This is a genomic window from Pedobacter alluvionis, from assembly GCF_003664035.1.
GTDB lineage: Bacteria > Bacteroidota > Bacteroidia > Sphingobacteriales > Sphingobacteriaceae > Pedobacter > Pedobacter alluvionis.
In genome coordinates, this window is record NZ_RCCK01000010.1 from 994527 (window position 1) to 1014287 (window position 19761).

At 38.2% G+C, this 19761-nt stretch carries 19 protein-coding genes and 1 tRNA gene; 12 read left to right on the forward strand and 8 right to left on the reverse strand.

Features of this window, described 5'->3' with window-relative positions; translation table 11 throughout:
- The first annotated feature begins 307 nt into the window (after positions 1–307).
- Positions 308–391 (forward strand) — tRNA-Leu (locus BCL90_RS04440).
- A gap of 666 nt (positions 392–1057) precedes the next feature.
- Here the strand turns inward: BCL90_RS04440 and BCL90_RS04445 are convergent.
- Both BCL90_RS04445 and BCL90_RS04450 read right to left on the reverse strand, forming a co-directional pair.
- Positions 1058–2002 carry a hypothetical protein gene (locus BCL90_RS04445; RefSeq protein ID WP_121282805.1) on the reverse strand — a complete coding sequence of 315 codons (945 nt, stop codon included), beginning with the start codon at positions 2000–2002 and terminating at the stop codon, positions 1058–1060.
- Positions 1992–3263 carry a phosphotransferase gene (locus BCL90_RS04450; RefSeq protein WP_121282806.1) on the reverse strand — a complete coding sequence of 424 codons (1272 nt, stop codon included), beginning with the start codon at positions 3261–3263 and terminating at the stop codon, positions 1992–1994. The genes BCL90_RS04445 and BCL90_RS04450 overlap by 11 nt, the downstream gene beginning before the upstream one ends.
- 297 nt (positions 3264–3560) lie before the next feature.
- Between BCL90_RS04450 and BCL90_RS04455 the strand changes: the two genes are divergently transcribed.
- Together BCL90_RS04455 and BCL90_RS04460 are read left to right on the forward strand one after the other, a co-directional pair.
- Positions 3561–5339: a S1 family peptidase gene (locus BCL90_RS04455; RefSeq protein WP_121282807.1), complete on the forward strand. Its 1779-nt coding sequence runs from the start codon at positions 3561–3563 to the stop codon at positions 5337–5339.
- Position 5340: 1 nt separating this feature from the next.
- A complete protein-coding gene (locus BCL90_RS04460; protein WP_121282808.1) occupies positions 5341–6387 on the forward strand; it encodes a hypothetical protein in 1047 nt (348 codons plus the stop codon).
- Between the two features lie 363 nt (positions 6388–6750).
- Here BCL90_RS04460 and BCL90_RS04465 read toward each other — a convergent pair whose 3' ends face one another.
- The gene (locus BCL90_RS04465; RefSeq protein ID WP_121282809.1) at positions 6751–7008 is read right to left on the reverse strand and encodes a hypothetical protein; all 258 of its coding nucleotides are present in this window, start codon (positions 7006–7008) and stop codon (positions 6751–6753) included.
- A gap of 56 nt (positions 7009–7064) precedes the next feature.
- Here BCL90_RS04465 and BCL90_RS04470 point away from each other — a divergent pair, with 56 nt between their 5' ends.
- The 6 genes from BCL90_RS04470 to BCL90_RS26000 are packed head-to-tail and all read left to right on the forward strand — an operon-like array spanning position 7065 to position 10545.
- Positions 7065–7394 (forward strand): ArsR/SmtB family transcription factor, encoded by a 330-nt coding sequence (locus BCL90_RS04470; RefSeq protein WP_121282810.1) that lies wholly within the window; start codon positions 7065–7067, stop codon positions 7392–7394.
- Positions 7395–7432: 38 nt separating this feature from the next.
- Positions 7433–8002 (forward strand): DUF6428 family protein, encoded by a 570-nt coding sequence (locus BCL90_RS04475; RefSeq protein ID WP_121282811.1) that lies wholly within the window; start codon positions 7433–7435, stop codon positions 8000–8002.
- Between the two features lie 7 nt (positions 8003–8009).
- Positions 8010–8501, forward strand: coding sequence for a GNAT family N-acetyltransferase (locus BCL90_RS04480; protein ID WP_121282812.1), 492 nt, complete (start codon positions 8010–8012; stop codon positions 8499–8501).
- Positions 8502–8508: 7 nt separating this feature from the next.
- Positions 8509–8928, forward strand: coding sequence for an arsenate reductase ArsC (locus tag BCL90_RS04485; protein ID WP_121282813.1), 420 nt, complete (start codon positions 8509–8511; stop codon positions 8926–8928).
- 2 nt (positions 8929–8930) lie between these two features.
- A complete protein-coding gene (gene arsB / locus BCL90_RS04490) occupies positions 8931–10010 on the forward strand; it encodes an ACR3 family arsenite efflux transporter (protein WP_121282814.1) in 1080 nt (359 codons plus the stop codon).
- Between the two features lie 52 nt (positions 10011–10062).
- Positions 10063–10545, forward strand: a complete 483-nt coding sequence (locus tag BCL90_RS26000) for a metallophosphoesterase family protein (RefSeq protein ID WP_394341695.1) — start codon at positions 10063–10065, stop codon at positions 10543–10545.
- A 679-nt stretch (positions 10546–11224) separates the two neighbouring features.
- On the opposite strand, the gene BCL90_RS04500 is transcribed toward BCL90_RS26000, so the two are convergent.
- On the reverse strand, positions 11225–12655 hold the full coding sequence (locus tag BCL90_RS04500) for a DNA/RNA non-specific endonuclease (RefSeq protein WP_244095049.1): 1431 nt from the start codon (positions 12653–12655) through the stop codon (positions 11225–11227).
- A gap of 631 nt (positions 12656–13286) precedes the next feature.
- Here BCL90_RS04500 and BCL90_RS04505 point away from each other — a divergent pair.
- Positions 13287–14198, forward strand: coding sequence for a restriction endonuclease (locus BCL90_RS04505; RefSeq protein ID WP_166792168.1), 912 nt, complete (start codon positions 13287–13289; stop codon positions 14196–14198).
- 391 nt (positions 14199–14589) lie between these two features.
- Here BCL90_RS04505 and BCL90_RS04510 read toward each other — a convergent pair whose 3' ends face one another.
- The 4 genes from BCL90_RS04510 to BCL90_RS04525 all read right to left on the reverse strand — a co-directional run bounded on the left by BCL90_RS04510 (position 14590) and on the right by BCL90_RS04525 (position 17368).
- Positions 14590–14859, reverse strand: a complete 270-nt coding sequence (locus tag BCL90_RS04510) for a hypothetical protein (RefSeq protein ID WP_121282816.1) — start codon at positions 14857–14859, stop codon at positions 14590–14592.
- 211 nt (positions 14860–15070) lie between these two features.
- On the reverse strand, positions 15071–15709 hold the full coding sequence (locus BCL90_RS04515; protein ID WP_121282817.1) for a hypothetical protein: 639 nt from the start codon (positions 15707–15709) through the stop codon (positions 15071–15073).
- Positions 15710–16099: 390 nt separating this feature from the next.
- The gene (locus tag BCL90_RS04520; RefSeq protein ID WP_208529843.1) at positions 16100–16633 is read right to left on the reverse strand and encodes a VOC family protein; all 534 of its coding nucleotides are present in this window, start codon (positions 16631–16633) and stop codon (positions 16100–16102) included.
- Positions 16634–16867: 234 nt separating this feature from the next.
- Positions 16868–17368 (reverse strand): hypothetical protein, encoded by a 501-nt coding sequence (locus BCL90_RS04525; RefSeq protein WP_147438311.1) that lies wholly within the window; start codon positions 17366–17368, stop codon positions 16868–16870.
- Positions 17369–17805: 437 nt separating this feature from the next.
- On the opposite strand from BCL90_RS04525, the gene BCL90_RS04530 reads away from it, so the two are divergent.
- Both BCL90_RS04530 and BCL90_RS04535 read left to right on the forward strand, forming a co-directional pair.
- A complete protein-coding gene (locus tag BCL90_RS04530; RefSeq protein ID WP_121282820.1) occupies positions 17806–18627 on the forward strand; it encodes a helix-turn-helix domain-containing protein in 822 nt (273 codons plus the stop codon).
- 86 nt (positions 18628–18713) lie between these two features.
- A complete protein-coding gene (locus BCL90_RS04535) occupies positions 18714–19670 on the forward strand; it encodes an NAD-dependent epimerase/dehydratase family protein (protein ID WP_121282821.1) in 957 nt (318 codons plus the stop codon).
- Positions 19671–19761 lie beyond the last annotated feature (91 nt).

The following is a 19761-nucleotide window of genomic DNA, read 5'->3' on the forward strand; positions in this document are numbered from 1 at the left end:
GCTTTTATTCGGGTACAATTGTCATAAGTCCGACGAAACCCCGGCTTAAGTGCGTCGAAAGTCCGGCACAATGGTGTAACCGTTGTGCCGGTACCCAATACTGGAACAAGTTTACAATTGCCCCGATATTGGAAAAGGTTTACCATGTTAAGATTTGCTTTCCGGAATTTCAGTTCAAAAAATATTTTATGAATGTTGCATAGCACTATGGTTAATTTATATATTTGCAATTCTTCAAACCCAGGTGGCGATCCCGATAGTTATCGGGATGGTAGACGCCTTCGGGAATGATTATTAAATAGTAAATACCCAGGTGGCGAAATCGGTAGACGCACCAGCTTGAGGGGCTGGCGCCCGTACGGGTGTGGGAGTTCGAATCTCCTCTTGGGTACTTATCGGGATCTTGTCCGAAAATCGAAAGGATTGCTCATAATCGAGCAGTCCTTTTTTATTCATTTACAGTGCGTTAGTTATGAAGGTCGGGTCGATGAAATTAGTTCTAAATGCACCCCCACAGTAAGCAAGATTGTTTGAACAAGGCTCTGACTATTGAATGCTTCTGATATATATTACAAAGTTCGTAGATTTCAAAAAGATTTCTAAGACTTGGCAATACTCTCAGAATAGAGCTTTCGGTCTTGTCGTTTTTCTTATCCCTTGATTGCATGGTCAATTCAATAGCTGCCTTTTCTTTAAGTTTTTTGAACCAAGTCTTGTAAGTGATGTTTCAATTTCATTGTCCATATAGCGTTCCTCAAGTTTGAAGATTTTATCCTTAACAACCTTTATTGATTGGCTGATAAGCAAATGTCTTGTTCTCTATCGCAGTCCCGATGATATTTAACCCTTTACACATAAGGATACTATTTTTTGGAGTAATATTAATCAGATATATGTGTATATTTCAAGTCGTGATTCATTTCACCACTATTAAAAGTGGTTAATGAAAATTCCACAATTTGCCGGAATCTTTTTGAATTGTCCCGGACATAAACCCATAATATCTTGTATTAACATCAAATGGGAAAGCTAAAACTGTAAATTTTTAGATTTTATGCTAGATCATTTCAAGAATACTAGCGTCCCGATACACCTTAGTTTCGTCATTTAATTTTAAATCGAATTCTGAAGAAAATGCATTGACAAACATCTCTAAATCCGTGATAATATCATTTTCGATTAAATTCACTGAGGAAATATCTACATCAACGTAAGTCCCGAATCGCTTAGATGATAGTGATTGTGCAACTACCTGATCTATATTTATGACGAATACTTCACGGTAATCTTCTCCATCTTTTTTGTAAACTCCAAACTTTTCTCGGAAGGTAGTATGTTCGATAACTGGTTGTAAATTTCCCGGAAAAATAAGATTGTTTTGCCAAAGAATGTTGAACGGACTTTTTGAGACGGTATTGTCTTCATATTCTATGAAAGCTTCATTCCAACATCGTGAGATTTCGCCTAACCAATTAAATTCCAGTCTGATAGATATCTTGCTGTTTTTGTAAATCATAAATGGCATTTCTAAATTAATTGCAAATAGTTCTGACGTGGTTGCCGACCAGGTCATGAATGGACTGGTTTTAATTCGTTGTCTTATCGTGAACATTTTCTTGGTAAACGTTAAATCATCGAAATCGAAATAATGATCTATACTTTGGAAACCAGAAGGACGTAGATAACGTCTCAATATCAAGTTATTAAGGTTAGGTTCTTTTGAAAGAATAAGATCATCTAAGACTTTTCCCTCTAATCGATAAAGCTTATTTCTTAATCTCGAAAGTCCTTTGTCGTTAGATGGCTTGAGCCTTGCTTCATGTTCGAGGGATAGTTCATTAGGCTTTTCCTGGCTATTCCAAATTGTAGCAGGCCATTGGATGAGTTGATATCCACGTCGATCGATGTCCATTTTTGCATCGGCGATATTATGTAAGACCCAGTTACGATAGAACTCTAGTTCCTTAGGTGTGATTTCTGTCGTTATCTGTCTAGTTTTCATTTTTTAATTCTTGTAAACTCTTGCAAAAACGATCTAACCAAATAATTCCTTCTGCATAACATATCGCTGCAGATTCTAATCTATTTATTTTTTGCAATCTTCCAATAGGTAACCCTAATAAGTTTGACGCCATCCCAAGCTGATATCTTATCTCCCAATTTTCGTCACCGTTTTGGTTAGCAAATTTTTCAGCCTCGCCAAGACAGACGCTGACAATTTCATTCGTCCAATGCTGGTAGTCAGTCTTATAATCAAACGAATAACCACCCTCAATATCACTGATCAATACTTTTGGAGTATCATTTATAGGATGTTCAACAGGTCCGGTTACCGATATAAAGTGTGTCAGTTTGCATAAGTCGAAAAGATAATCTCCCGTTAACCAGTCTTTTGGATCAATCATCTTTAGATCCAAATCTGAACTATTAAGGTTTAATAGTATATTGCCTGGATTTGGATCGCCATGAACTATCGTGCTGAAAGGTGGATGTATCAATTGAAGTTTAGTTTGAGAAGATTCAATTAAATCTAAGTAATATCTCCATGGATTATATTCTACGTTGTTGATTATTAATCTGACCGATCTGAATCGGTTATCTTTGTTTGATGCCATAGTTAGGCGTTCCTTGATCCGCGATATGTAGTCTTGGTTTATATTAGGTATAAGTCGATTATTGATTGAACTCCTAGCACCGATAAATGAAATGCTCAGAAACCTTTCGACGCATTTACGGATAAAGATAACATCGCCTGTTTTTCCAAATTTCTTGTCATACATTAAATTTTCCATCGATACCCAGCCATCCGAAGGGTGGAAGTATTCCATAAGGTAAGCATAAGGTGCTTCGTACCTTATTGCATATATTTCTGGCCATGACTGCCTGTATTGAACTGGTAAATCTAAATTATTTTTTATGGTTCTGATGACTTTAGCTTCCTCAGATAATTTTTTCGTATTGGAGTCTACTTTCAATACAAATGGAACACTTAATGTGATTTCACCAACGAATTCTGCTGTGTTTCCTCCAGTTAATGATCTGTCTTTAAATTTTAATACACTAAGCTGAAGACCAGATGCCAAGGCCTCCCTGATCAAATCTTCCGCCACTATTCGTCCGCTTGCTTCGAGATTGATTTGTTTCGATTTACCGGAACTTGTTGGTGCTATGTCGGAATTTGGTACTGATGAATTGGGGTTGAATTGTTGATCTAATAAAACTCTAGATATTTGCTCCGCTAAAATTGAGACAATGTCGGCCATATGTATAATTATTAGATAGGTTTTTTATTCATTTATTCTCATGCCATTTGTAAATGTATGAAGAATGCACACAAAAACATAGATGTTGTAATCTTATTTGATCAGTTAAATAAATTTTTGGAAATGATTGACTGTTAGTAACTTAAATTTATCAACAATTTGATATCAACACAAAAATTGTGTTAATTTAGTTTTATCAACTAGCTCTCATCAGTCCAATGATTTTGGACATTACATGTGTAAAAATGGGTTTTATTGTTCCAAATGCATAATTAACTATATAATACTAAAACAATAATGAACAGTCTCATTGGTAAACTAGTTTTACCCTCGCAATTAAACGAACCGGAAAAATTTATTACTGCATGGATCTTCACAGATGACGGTCACCTTATAACAGCAGGCCATTCTTTTGATGAAAACCATTCCAGACTTGGCGATATTTTCCAAATTATTTTTCAAAATGATACCCTTTTTGAAGCGGAGCTTGTCGAATTTACATATGACCTTAACAAAGGTTTAGACTATGGTATTTTAAGGATTAAATCGGAAAATCCTTTTAAGAGATTTGATTTTATACCTATTGATAATTCTTGGTTTCATAAGGGTGAAAAATTTGAATTACGTGGGTATAGAGAAAATTTTCGTCCGGGTTTGATAACAACCGTTGTTGGAGAATTTATGGAGCCGATTGGATCGGGTAATTGGCGTTGGGCCCATCTTTCTCTTGCGGGTAGCAGGAAACTTGGTGGCATGAGCGGCGGAGTTGTTTTAAATATTAAGAGTGGAAAAGCGGTCGGTATTCAGGCACAACAAATTACTGATGATCAACACCTTGATTCATTAGCAACAATGATAAGTTTGATTCCTTCCGCAATCACTAAACAGGCAATTTCATCTGGTTTTCTATTTAAAAGCAAAGTTGCTCTGACGAATCCGAAACTTAATAGTTTTGATACTTCTGATCTGATCAATAGAATTTCGTTTATAATTCAAGATTTAAAGTCAACTGATATTGGTTTAAAGCAAGTTGCAGAAAGCCATGCCAATAGTTCACATCACAAAGAATTTGTCGAGGGTCTAGAATTAATGCTCAGCAATTTCGCTAGATATTTTAACAACATATTTCCACATGTCAAGTGGGACCTTACGCGTAGATCTACTGATGACCTGCAAAGAGCAAGCAAAAAAGGAGTAAATGAGTTGCTAAATAGCGATATAAGAATTTTAACAGATCTGTCTAATCATTTTATCCAAAAAGCAGATGCGGCACTAGTAGATATTGGTATAAATAACTCTCATATTCTGGCAATCACAACTGAAAAGGGTGATAAAAATTCGATAAATATAACTTCTGGCAATGGATTCGATTTGTTAATTGAAATTACTTATTATAACCCAAAATATGCGATCAATGCTTTAACGAACATTGTAACTGACGTATCTATTGATATCTCTGTTTTTTACTCGAATTATTTTCAAACAAGTCGTTTTTTATCTTTAATGCAAAAGAAAGACTTTTCATTTCAGAAAGTAACCTTTGTATTAAAATATGGTAAAGATTTAAAGTTTTACGGAAAAGATATTCCGAAGGGTATTTCATACCTGTCATTTGCATTTTTAGCGAGACCATCGATAGACGTTGATAATGCACACTTCGACATCAAAAAATACCTCGCTATATGGGAAGAATTTTATCTTGAAGGACCAAGCCCTTTAGCAGAACCTAAATCCACGACATCTGTTGTAACAGAAGCTGATGATTTAACCTCGCTAAATGGGGAGCCGGTAACAGAAGATGAATTGTTTAGAAGGATTAAGGCACAAAGGAAGTGGGGCAAACAAATTTCAGAGGCTAAACTACGCTCTCATATCCGCGCTCTTAACCACCAGAATTATGTGTTTGCGGTTTTAGTCAAGAAACCACAAAATAGGAAACAGGAAGATATGATTAGGGCAACATTTGGCGGAAAGCATTATAAGCTTTATATGTGGGCTTTTCTTCCTGGTACTTTAGCATTAGGTATAAAAAAATGCGTTCATTTATTTAAATTGTATAACATTAAAATTTATTAGTATGGCATTTTCAGGTATAATTGAGCTATTAGGCATAAAAGAATTAGCAGAATACAACACTGATGCCTTCACTAAGGAAGTAACTGATTTTAAATATAAAGTTAACCAGTGCGCCCAATTATATCCACCGCAAGAAGTAGGCAATATTTTTGTTTATAACTTTAGAGATTATTGCTATATACAGTCAATATCTTTAAAGAACTTAATAACGTTCCTTCGTCAGTTACAAATTGAAATATTAAGACTAACAGATTTTAATATCAGATGTGCATTAACTGAAGGGCAGTTGGGTTTTGAGGTAATAAAAGAAGGTGGTTTAAGTGATAGTCTTGACGACCTCATTACCACAGAAACAGTTGAAAATATCAATCAAGAAAACATAACCTATATAAGAAACATTGAGTATAGTGACACACCTGCTAGACTTTATGGTATTATAGAGAGGTTTAAGGGCATTGGCATATTCCTCGATCAAGACTTGATTGAATCACGAATTTCTCAAGAATTTTTAAATAAAGTAAAGAAGGAATTTTGCTTCGACAATTACTATTTGTCGGAAGCTCACAAGTTTAGGTACGAACATTTTATTGATTGCTGTATAAATTCTACTCAGTATTCAGAGGTGTTTGATTTAGAGAGTATTATGCAAAGAATACCGCAATCTGCTGCAAAACAACCGAAATTTAGCAGATATTATATTCCATTGTTGATAAATTTCGTCATCAGTTATGATCTTGAAAACTTTACACATCAAGACTATAAGAAATTTTTTGAACCGCTTCTTACAAAAATAAAGGGAATTGTTGGCCACGAATTAGTACTTGGTGCCATACTAAACAAATTTTTTGAGCCGGCATATCTCCATGAGTTTAAAATGGATACAGAACCTAAGCGCTTGGTTTTTGAAATGCAAAAGAAAATTGCTTTTTCAAAGATAGCTTACGCTATATTGAACGATGAGTCAAAAAATATCCAGGTACCACGCGAAATTCTACCATATTCGCGCAAAAAAAATATTAAGCAAAGATTATTTGAATTGGCTGGTTGAAATGTTAAAATAAGTATACTTTGCAAAATTGAGCCTGGTTTATAATGTCGTACCGCCTTTTAAAAATTCTACAGATATTTCAGTACGATGGTTGATCTACGGCTGGTGATGTAAAAATTTTTGATTTTTGTAATTCCATTAGGAGTTTTGCAAGAACTGTTTAATTTAGGAAATTTCAATAAAGGGGGGGCATCTATCTTTCCGTATTTCAGGAAATTGAAAAACCTGTGAAAACAGTAAAGATGTCTGGTCTTTCTGCATCTAAAGTGCTTATTCTCATTCTAAATCATTTTAGTGCCAGATTTATTCATTGTGATAAAATCTGGGAGTTTTTTAGCTCTTATTTTTAATAATTCAGCTGGTTTAATGAAAAAGATGCAGTTTGTCAACAAACTTACAGATCTTAAAAGCCGTTGAAAATTCTAGCCTGCCCGAAGGTATGACGGTTTTGAAAAATAAATCTCCAGAAGGACGCATTAAGCATTGACTTTTTAATAGCGTGTTGGTAATGTCTGGCATTTCAGCAAAAATGTCTATCCGTTCCACATTTAAGCTGTCGCCCTGAATAGTGGTGTTATTGGTCCAACTCAATGTCTGAGTCAGCCAAAACTCAGCCATCATATTTTATCAAAGATAATTTGGATAGTTAATAATTAATCGTAATATTGCAATGCATTATGGGACTTACAAAATCAGAAATATTCACCGATGAGCAGAACCAGCTTTCGACTTTGCTGAAAGCGATTGCACATCCTGCGCGTATCGCTATCCTGCAACGGATCATCATTTCCAATACGTGTATTTGCGGGGATCTGGTAGGAGAGCTGGGCTTGGCGCAGGCAACAATTTCTCAGCATTTGAAAGAACTTAAAACTGCTGGAATTATACAGGGTACAATTGAAGGGGTTAGTGTTTGCTACTGCATCAATCCCAAGACCTGGAAATTACTGGAAGATCAGCTGGGCGCATTTTTAGGCTCCTATAAAGGCGAAACCAGCTGCTGTTAACCTTTTTTTATTTACATTAATCGTTAAATTGCAATATTATGGAGACTACAGAACTAACCAATTGGCAAACGTTTAAAGCCACATTAGAACAACATCCGGAGCTGACCCTGCAATTCCAGTATGCGGAAGGCAAATGGGTAGATGCGTCTTATCACATTACTGAGATTAAACAGGCGCCGATTGTATCGGTTGATTGCGGAGGAAAGATGAATACCTGGACGGAGATCATCGTACAGCTTTGGGAGCCATTGGTACAGGAGAGCGAAAGAGCCATGCAGGTAAGTAAAGCGCTATCCATTGTAACGCTCGTTGAAAAATCCTTACCACTTAACCCGCTGGGTACAGTTAAAATAGAGTTTGGAAACTCTCAGTTTGATACCAGACAGATGTATCCCGGTGAATTCATCATTGAAGGCGACAATTTGATCGTTAACCTTGTGCCTGATTTTACGCAGTGTAAAGCCATCGGTCGCGGGGGAAGCTGCGGAACAACCGATACTGGTGAAGAGTGTTGCACTCCGTTAGTGAAGCAAGAAAAACCAAAGTTACAAATGCTGAACCTTGCCGATGCCGGACAGCGTTGTGAACCGGGTTCAGGCTGCTGTTAAATAGCGTATGGAGATCATCGAGTTACTACAGGGCCATTGGGAATCGGTAAGGACTATTTACCTGCATGGCATTGCGACGAAGCAGGCAACCTTTCAGACAGCAGCGCCAAGCTGGGAAGAGTGGGACAAGGGCCACTTGCCCAGCCTTCGATATGTTGCTGTCATTGAAGATGATATTGCCGGCTGGGCGGCGCTTTCTCCGGTTTCTTCAAGATGCGTGTATGCCGGAGTAGCGGAGGTAAGTGTTTATATCCATGAAGGACACCGGGCTAAAGGGGTTGGTACAGCGCTTTTACAAAGGCTGATTAGCGAAAGTGAGCAGGATAACATCTGGACATTGCAGTCGGGCATTTTTCCGGAGAATGTGGCGAGCATAGCCTTGCATGAAAGGCTTGGCTTTAGAAAAATAGGGTACAGGGAAAAGATCGGTAAAATGGACGGGGTATGGCGGGACACGGTGCTGATGGAAAGAAGAAGTAAAATAACAGGACAAGATTAACAATAAAATGAAGAAAATATTAGTACTCTGCACAGGAAACAGTTGCAGGAGCCAGCTGGCAGAAGGTTATTTGAGGCATTTTGCCGGAGATCAGGCAGAAATTTACAGTGCCGGAATTGAAACCCATGGTGTTAACCCAAAAGCCATACAGGTGATGGCTGAAGACCATATCGATATTTCAGGGCATACCTCTAACCATGTAGATGAATACCAGGAGATTGACTTTGATGCGGTGATCACCGTTTGTGACAATGCCAACGAAGCCTGTCCTTTCTTTCCCGGAAAAGTGGAACGTTTCCACTACAATTTCCCTGACCCGGCAAAAGCTACGGGAACACCTGAGGAAGTAATGGATGAATTCCGGCGCGTGCGCGATATGATCAAGGCCTATTCCCTGGATTTTGTCAATCAGTACTTAAACAAATAGCCATGAGTGCAAACAATTGCGCTCCGGTAGCTGAACGTAAGAAACTGGGTTTTTTGGACCGTTATTTAACGCTGTGGATTTTTATAGCGATGGCGATTGGTGTAGGTATCGGGTATTTTATCCCATCCTCATCGGGCTTTATCAATTCCTTTTCAAGCGGTACAACCAACATTCCACTAGCGATTGGCCTGATCCTGATGATGTACCCGCCGCTTGCCAAAGTGAAATACGAAAAGATGGGGGAAGTATTCAAAGACACCAGGGTGCTAAGCGTTTCTCTGGTATTAAATTGGGTCATCGGCCCGCTATTGATGTTTTTTCTGGCCATTACTTTTTTAAGGGATTACCCGGAATACATGGTGGGGCTGATTCTGATCGGTCTTGCGCGCTGCATCGCTATGGTAGTAGTATGGAACGAACTGGCGGAAGGCAACCGGGAATATGCCGCCGGACTCATTGCGCTGAACAGTATTTTCCAGGTGCTGTTGTATAGTGTTTTCGCCTACGTTTTCATTACCGTATTGCCCCCTTATTTTGGACTTAAGAGCCTTGAAGTGAATATAACCATTGGTGAAATTGCGAAAAGCGTGGGCATTTACTTAGGACTGCCTTTTGCCATGGGTATCATCAGCAGGTATACACTGATCAAGCTCAAGGGAGAAGATTGGTTCCAGAACAAGTTCGTGCCATTCATATCGCCCATTACTTTGATTGCTTTGCTGTTTACCATTGTCATCATGTTCAGCTTGAAAGGTAACCTGATCGTGCAGATACCAATGGATGTAGTTCGTATTGCGATACCACTGGTGATCTACTTTTCGATCATGTTTGTCATCAGCTTTTTTGCGGGCAAATACTTCGGGGCAGATTATTCCAGAAGTACTTCCATAGCTTTTACGGCAACCGGGAATAATTTCGAGCTGGCCATTCCTGTGGCCATTGGCGTATTCGGCATCAATTCCGGTCAGGCTTTTGCCGGTGTCATCGGGCCTTTGGTTGAAGTTCCTGCACTCATCGCCCTGGTAAACCTGGCTTTTTGGTTCAGGAAAAAGTATTATACAGTTCAGGAAACTACAAACTAAATTCACTCAGAGACATTTATCACGATGAAAATCGCACTCTTTTCAGATATCCATGCCAACCTTCTGGCTTTTCAGGCCATGTTGCAGGATATGGACGGCCAAAAGCCAGACGCAGTCTATTGCCTTGGGGGATTTGGTTGGATACCACATTTATCCCAATGAAGTGATCGATGAGATCCGAAGACGCGGGATTGCGACTTTAAAAGGGAATCACGATGAAAAGGTCGAAAATATCATTAGCCGGCCTGATCGCTTGAACGAGTCGGGTAAGAAATATGCCTATCACCTGATTCGGGAGGATAACAGGGAATACCTGAAAACACTTCCGGCTCATATTAAGTTGGAATACGTGTTGAACGGTGAAAAATTAAACCTTGTTTTTGCGCACGGCAGTACCAGGAGTATCGACGAGTATGTGCTTATCGATACGGATGAACAATATGTGATAGACATGATGGAAGAAGCCGATGCCGATCTGCTTTTCGTTGGACATTCACATAAGCCATATCATCGTACCATACCAACTTCAGATTGAGCCTTCAGGCATGTAGTCAATCCGGGCTCTGTTGGCAAGCCTAAAGATGGCGATCCAAGAGGGTGTTATGCAATACTGAGCATAGATAAAAATTCTTCGAACTCAAATAGCGAAAGCATTAAAGTTGAGTTCAGAAGAGTTGAATACGATGTGGAGACATCTGCAAAATCTATTCAAGACAGTCCGTTGCCAGATGAGTTTGCACAGGCATTAAGAATAGCAAGATAAAAGCCACGCCTGGCTTATTTACCAGTAAATATAGATCAATATGCACAGGAGCTGAGCTAAGGTTAGTATCGCTCATGTGAATAAGACCAGATTATCCGGACAACATAATCTAATCTCACAGATAGCCCCTGGGATTTGAAATAAAAATGAATCCGGTTTTTCAATAAGAAGTACGAACTTTAACCAAACCTTCGATAACCATGTTTCAAAAGATCGTAAATACTGATACAGATCGCACCACAATCATCATCCGATTAATGGTGGGAGCGGTTTTTTTTATTTCCTATTGATTTGCGCTTTATTAAGAATAATTAATTTATTGATTTGATTAATAGTGTTTTCTAGATTAAACAGAAAAGCCGTATCAATTTTTTTTGATACGGCTTGTTTATGGGATGCAACTTTCGCCTTTGTAGGGATAATAGCTATATCCTTAAATTAATAATTGGTTTTAGTTGCCAGGATCTTTCACTTTCTCCACCACATCCTGTATGTTCTGCGGTAAATTTGAAAGTAAATTATAACCCGTTGTACTTTCTATATCGCGAACAGACACAATATAGTTCTTCCAGCTTGGATTTGTGCTGTTGATGTTGGGTGTGTTGATGGCAATAACCCTTGTCGAACTACTCACGCGGCTGATATCATGATCTCCCGTTTTTAGAAGTACTGCCACTTTCCATACGTTTGCCGGAACGGTTACTTTGCCATTGTTGATGGTGTTCACTACCGATGCGCTTGCCGAACCGATGCCGCCTGTGCCATAACTTCCCATGATCACATAAACCTCGTATCCGTTCAATGCCTGGGTGCGGAGATAGCTTTCAAAAGATTCCCATGTTTTCTGGTTGTTTTTCGGCGCCTGAGGGATCATGTTGGTCATCAGGAAAGTTGCTGAATTGGCAGTATTTGAGCTTGTACGGTCACCGCTTGGACAGTTATGCCCCCTGTCAAAACCGGAATCTGAATAGCTGTTGCTCTGTACCTGGTACCAATTTGCCGGCAGGCCTGTAAATGAAGCGAAATCGTTTTTTCTGCTTGCTGCACCAGTAAAGTTGTTCGGATCCAGGTGCCAGCTTACCCAGTTCGGTGTTCCGCGGGTCATGCTGTAACTCTCGGTATAATATTTTTGATCGATCAGGTAATTTTCTGCTGAAACCAGGTTGGCCGTAGCGCCTGATGGGTTGCCGAAAAGTAGGTTGGAATTATCGCCGCCTGCCGGTGGTGCGTCCGCACCTGCATCCGGTGTGCCTCTTCCGGGGCTTGCTGTGGAGCCATCGTTATCCACAGGATCCGTATCCGCTCCACCTACGGTAATGCCCGGATCACCTGTACCTTTAAAGATGATATCATCGATATTGATCCTGGTTGTACCGGCTTTTTTGATCTGAAAGCGTATTTTGCCTGTTGTGGCCACTTTGAATGAATCGGTCACCAGTGTGGTGCTGGTTTCTGTAATATCCGTACCTAACTGCGTGAAGGTTTTACCGCCATCGGTAGAAGCCAGAAGCTGCCAGGTTGAAATGGCGTCTGTTCCATATTTAGCATGCGAAACGTAAATCATTTGAGTGCCTGCGATATCAAAGTTCATGGACAGGTAACCTGTTCTTAAGCGGACAGACTTCGCTCCGTCCCTGGCATCAGCTGCAAGATTGCCCAGCAGCGCATCGCTTAATGTCCATTTGCCGGTTAGTAGCTGAACACTATCTAATGTATAAGAGCCTTTGCTGCCGGATTCGAAAGTCTCCGTTATGGCATAAGCCATTGGCGCTTTTGGTGTTGTTGTTGGTGTTTCATCTCCGATGCTTGTTTTTTTTGAACAGGAGGATAGGATCAGGATGCCGATAAATCCTGAATAGGTAAGGATGTTTTTTAATTTCATGCTTTGATTTTAATGTCTAGTTGTTCGCGTTAACATAGATCATTTTTCAATGCGCCGCGAATGTATGGAGAAAAGATGTCTGTTGTGTTATGTTAATGTTAACATAAGGTGGGGTAATTGCAATTGGGTAGAATTCTGGTGTTTAATGCTCGTTTCGCCACGGTAACTACCTGTTTCACTACGTTCGATGATTGGTGTTGATTTCTTTGCCTGATTTCTTTGGCTAAATTGATGGGGAAGTCTCTATTAATCGGTACTTCACTGGAGTCCAAGTTTTTTAATCTTGGCTCCTGTTTTTTATTCTCTATTGATTTATGCTTTGATAAAATGATTATTATGAATAATTAATTTATTAAGTTTTGGAAAGCCCAAGTCAGCCACAACAGTTCCCAAGTGGCTAAGACTTGCGCCCAATGTCATTAAGTTAAGAGTTTTTAACACAAATGAGCACAGATAAACACGGATTTTCAAATCTGTGTGCATCCTTCCTATCTGTGGTTAAATTATTTTCTTGTGCCGTATGGCTTAACTTAATGACATTGGACTTGCGCCAGGAAAGGGTGGTAAAATGGTTTATAAGATGCGAAAAGCATATAAATATTGCTATTTTTATAAACTTAAACGATATCAATTGAAAAAAGGGAAAGAATACGAATTATTGATAGAGCAAATATACCGTGAACTCGGCGACAGTACCATTATAAAACAAGATGATCATGTTTGGGGTGAGGAAACGAATTCTTTCAGACAAATTGATTTGAGTATAAGATATAACGTTTCGGATATTGAGCTTTTAGTAATCGTACAGGCAAAAGACTGGAAGCACCCGGCCGACATCAAAGTGGTCGGAGAATTTAAATCAGTCATAGATGATGTTAAAGCACAAAAAGGAATCTTAATCTGTCGATCAGGATTTACTAAAAAGGCAATTGAGTATGCAAAAAAACTAAGAATAGACCTTCTATCTGCGCATACATCCATTAATGACGACTGGTCGTATAAACTATCCATCCCAGTAATAAATAAAAAACAGATTTTTGCTACAACATCTGATATAGTGTTACCTTGTGCTGGTGGAGAAAATATAACCGTAAATTCGAAAGGTGCGGTTTATAAAATTGGTGAAAAAATTTATGATTATGGTGGATTTTTAAGTGAAAGTATTGGAGGAACGGGCAATTTGGTAAAAAGTGGAAAAGAAATAAAAATTAGAATTCCACTACAGAACTGTTCCTCAAATTTATTCAATAATGAATGGCGAGATATGGTTGAATTGAATTTTTCTTATACTTACCTGAAAACAATATACCTAAAATCAGATCTTAAGCCAGAGGAATATAGAATTCTAAAAAGCCATACATCAGAGAAAGTTACACATTCCTTTGTCAACTTCGATAAACTGATGCCACTTATAAAAGAAAAGGAAAAGTGGAGAAGAATAGACAAATCGGAATATGAAAATTTTAGTAATAAAACCCATATTCGAATGAATTCAATTGAAATGGATTATTTCGGAACTTTCAATTTCGAATTTTTTAAATAACAGTATCTTTTATAACATTATTAATCTTATTTGCAAAATCTAACCAATTAATATTTTCTTCTAGGTTTTTGTAAATGCGATCTGCTTGAGACTAAGATTAGCCCGTTCAATAATTATATCGGAAATTAAATCCCAAAGCGTTTCTGGTGCTATAATATATTTTATCATACTAATTTTATTTGTTAAAACAAATCTGCTGCACTGATCACTTCCATTTTAAGTTTTTATGACATTAAAGACTCTTTTAAAAGCAAGTCAAAGAGTAACTTCAAATTACGTTTCTATCAGTTGTCTGTACAAGCGTGGCGTACTCCATTTCGACAACCATGATTAGAACGGGATCAGCATTATCAACCAATATGGCTACCTCTCTGGCAAACTCAATCCCTTTTTACCGACCTTCAGAGCCCTTAGAAACAGAGGGGGAGTAAATGAACTCATCAGGGATATGATGATTGATAACCAAAAGGCATCCGATAGATCCACGAAGGTTCCATACAATATCACCAAATCCACCTTCAGACTTTGTTTTGGCTCTGGCCAAGTCAATTACTTTACAGCCAGTTTTAAACAATGCCTTAGCCATATCATAAATAACTGAGTTAACATCATCCGACATCCATTTCTTTAATTCCGATTCTAAGAAGTCATTTGATAACATTGATTATTGCGTATTAAATTGTATGTTAATTTATTAATCCAGTTTTTTGTACTCTTGTAAAGAGTAGTGCGTTAGAAATCTTTTTGAATTTGTTAAATCGTTAATGTCTTACTAGGTAACATGTTAAGTGTTCCGCTCAGCAGGTAATTGAATTTTGGCATATTTTAAGCCCTCACCATCCGTAAGGGCTTAAATTTAGTTCAACCATTCCTCACTCAAAACTTCCTTTCCCATCAACACTATAACTGTAAATCACCATATATTCGGTTCCATTCTTTTGGAAATGTCCGATAGGAATATCACCTTTTTCAAAATAGGCCGATTTGCTTTCGAATGGAATACCGCAAAGCATTTTATTCGGTTCTGTTTGATGATAAACAACATCGTTTCTATGGTTTGCAATGGCGATTAATGCTGATAAACTTTTGCTCGATCCTTTTTGGTTACACTTTGGATGGTGCGGGTGCTGATTGGCCGATACCCAGGCACCAGGCACCATTGGTTTATAAAATTTGCCAAGTGGTATATCGAATCTGCGTGGCAAAAAACAAGAGGCTATTGTTCCATTTTTAGTAATGGTTCCGGTTTCTATAAAGAAATGGGTAATTCGAATCCAATGCCGGGTGAGTTGATACACATATTCCCTTATGGAATTTTGTCCATCTTCTAAAAATTCTGCCCAACCAGTGTAACGTGGCAAAGTCATCATGATTTCAGAAACATGGCCATCAATATGATGTAAGGTAGCCTTTACTGCACAAATTGCAGGTAATACATTCATGTTGGCTGTTTCAGCTGCAACCTGAGCAGGGAGCTGTGTGTTTTGATTTTTACTTTTGGTAGTTCGCATAACCGTAAAATAAAGTATCCTGGTCGCTGCGAACTACCAAATAACTCTTCACAGAGAAATTGAAAATGTGGGGCTACCACTCGACCAGGAATATTGTTAAAGAAATTTAATTGATTTTAGCTCTGTGTTTAAGTGAATGATGATATTAATTAGTAATTCGCATAGGCAATTTAGAAAAAACATCTCAAATCACAAAGAACTTTAATTATTAATTTGGTTTCTCATTAGCGTTCAAAGTAGCTTCGGTTATCCCATACTTTTTGTCCTATTGTAATCTTGCACTTTCAGTGCATAGTGGCCTAGTTTCTAATAATGAATTGGGAAAACAAATTGCAATGAAAGTCCAAAAAGACAAAGGAACGAATTCCGCTCCCTTTGTCTTTTGACTGCTCATCGGTTCTCGAAAAACCTTTTCTGTGCCATTAAGGCTTCATCTAAAGATTTTTGAATATATGCAATACCTTGTACGGCTTCCGGAGTAGAAGCTATTTGTCCAATTTCCTCTGGTTTGGTAAAGTCGATTTCCTCAATGCGTTGATTTATCCACCACAGGTTCCCAAATGGATCGAGAATCCTGCAAACCTTTTCTCCAAACCAAAGGGCGGTAATGTCGGTAACTGATGTAGCTCCAAGCTTTAGAGATTTTTGATAAACATCTTCAACATCGCTGACGTACAAATTTAGAAAACCTGGGGTCGGAGGCCAGCCTTCTCTTGAGTCAAAAAGCATAACTAATGCATCTCCAATTTTTACGACTACATGAATGATGGCTCCTTGTTCATTTGTAATTCTGCTATGAGGAACCTCTTGCGCATCAAAAGCAGTTGTTAAAAAATCAATTAACCTGGCTGAGGATGGAGAAATAATCCAGGGTGTTACTGTTGTGTAGTGCTCAGGCACTATATTAAGTTTTTTCACTTCCATAATACTCATTTTTTTATTCAAAGATATTTGCTCATACTGACAACCCTATGTCAGTTGTAAATCTTAAAGTGTAATTAAAGCAATGTTATTAACGCTGTATTTTGCTTGATCAGTTGTTAGCCTGGTTCTGGGAAGAATGAAATAAATGGAAATTAGGGTATAAATTACGATGGCTAGCCAGCTATTAACCCAGCTTAATCCAGCGCCTATCAAATAAACCACAGAAACATAAAATTACGAAAAGCTTACTAACGGTTTGCTGTTAAGTGCCTGTACCAGGCAGAAAAGCGCCAAAGCTCCGTAAACTAAGCCTAAGACTATAACCCATTTAATATCTTTGAGAAAATAATAAGCCACCAGCGGTAATACCTGCAGGGCATGCATCCCTACAAAATGCGCGATACGCAGATCGCCATATTTACGGCTCCAGTTAAGCAATGGTAAACCATCGCCATCGCCTGAACCGCCAACACTATGTGAACCGTTGGCCCCCATAATAGCGCCCTCAAACGCAAATATGACAAATAAAAATATGCCTAAACGGATAGCCCAGAGATAATAGTTGGGGAGTTTTGGAAATTCTCCCGTAAAAAATAAAATGCCGATATAGCCGTTGTACAAAGTGGCCGCAATGGCGGCAAAAGCCATGGCCGCGGTAAGCGAAGTATAAAGCGATGAACTCACATTATAGTGTGACAACTGACCACGGGCCGCCTGAAAAGTGATGTAGAACAATTCGAACCCCAGCAGGACAATGGTTGCAACAGGAACAACCGGAACAGGTTACTAGCTTGATTGTTGAATTTTTGCAAAACTCAAAATAGATGGCATATGATACTATTTCGCAGTATTTAAAGACTGATGAGACGCTAATGGCATGCAAACTTTTTCTCCAAATCGTGGACTTGGGGTTAGTGGAACCCTGTGCATGAAATCGGCTATCAATTAGATTTTGAATATCCGCAGTTGTTCAGTAAATTATAGGCTAAACCAACCTAACTCCAATGGAGTATAGGCAATCATTTAATTAAATTATTAGGGTTATGGGACTAACATCCTCCTTCTATTAACATTTGTGCTTATTATTCCCCTTCTTTGCAAGTCGCAAAACCGTTAAAGGGCATTTTATTCCCTCCGTTAATAAATGAAAAAGAAATCGAAAAAAAACGATAATGCAAAATAGCAGCCCAGCGTATACCAACTATCGCATCAATATTCCTGAAGGTTATGAAAAGGTATTTACCCACTTTTATTATGCCAAAAATAACACAGGTGAGATAATCACCAAAAAATTGATACCATCCTATCAAACTATTTTGATATTCAGTTTTGCAGAAAGCCCATATTTCAGATCGAAACAAAATCTATATTTAGAAGTAAACAAATATCTGATGCTGGGGCCTATCAAACATATCATCGAGTATGCTCTGCCCCCAAATGCAGAAATGCTATTGGTTAATTTTAAAGATGATGCCTTCTTTCGTTTCTTCGGAAATGCGACTATTGCCGAGCATTTACCTATGGTGCCAAATGAATCGGTGAACGAAGATCCTTTTATGATTTTGTGGCATGAACTAAATAACATCAATGATATTCAGGCAAAAGTTAACCATATCCTACAGTTCAGTGCACCATATTTTGAAAGCCAAAGTAAAATTGCAGAACAGCTAATAAACTTTAATGATGAAACATTAAGTCCCATCAAATCTATTGCCGGTCAAAATAAACAAACAGAACGCAATACCCAGCTTAACCATCAAAAACACTTTGGATATTCTGCCAAGGAATACAACCGATACACAAGATTTATAAAAGCCATAGCACTCATAGACCATATTGCTTTTACAAATGCTAAAATTGATTGGTTCGAAGTTGTTGGGCACTGTGGGTATTATGACCAAAGTCAGCTTATCAATGATTTTAAACACTTTATCGAGCTTAGTCCAACTAAATACCTTAAGTTTCAACAAGACATTTGCAATGCTAAATCCTGATTTCGTTTTCTTACAATTTTAACGAATAGCACTAAACTACCTTTGGTTCATCAATTAATAATAAAAACAATTTAAAAAATAAACTCATGAAACAGACAATTTTAGGCGCAGGTGGTGCAATAGGCATTGAACTTGCAAAAGCATTGGCCCAATATACCTCAGACATCCGCTTGGTTAGTAGAAATCCTGAAAAAGTAAATCAGACAGACAACCTGTTTCCGGCTGACCTTAGCAAAAGGGAGGAAGTGTTTAAAGCCGTGCAAGACTCAAAAATAACTTACGTGGCCATCGGATTTCCCTATAAAGCAAGTGTATGGAAAGAAAATTGGCCATCATTTATACAAAATGTGGTAGATGCCTGCCTTGAATATAATTCAAAGCTTGTATTTTTCGACAATGTGTATGCCATCGGTGGTAACAATGTTAACCATATTACAGAAAGCTCTCCAATAAGCCCAACAAGCAAGAAAGGTGAAGTTAGAGCAGAAGTTGACAGGATTATTTTGGAAAATATGGAGAAGAATAAATTGCAGGCACTTATTGCAAGATCACCCGATTTTTTTGGAGGTACGGCAAGACAAACCAGTGTAATGATGAACCTTGTTTATGACAATCTTATCAAAGATAAAAAAGCACAATGGTTTTGTAACGCCAAACATTGTCACAGTATGGGCTATGTACCAGAACTTGCCAAAGGAACGGCTATGTTAGGGAATACAGATGAAGCCTACAATCAAATCTGGAATTTACCCACTAGCCCAAAGCGGATAACTGGTGAAGAATGGATCAACCTTTTTGCCAAAGAACTGGGAAAAGAAAATAAATTTTCGGTTCTGCCAAATTGGTTAGTAAAAGGATTGGGATTGTTTGTGCCTGTTATGAAAGAATTGGCCGAGATGAATTATCAATATGACAGAGATTATTTTTTCGATAGTTCGAAGTTCAACAATTACTTCAATTTTACTCCGATAACCCATGCTGTTGCTGTTAAACAGGCAATAGCACAAATGAACGACATTAACAATAAAACAACGACAAGATAACAGCAACCTGGTGATATGGTAGCAACCTTTTCTAAAACCCTGCTCATCTTTTGGTAATTTATCAAACCACCACCATTCGCAAATATTTAAG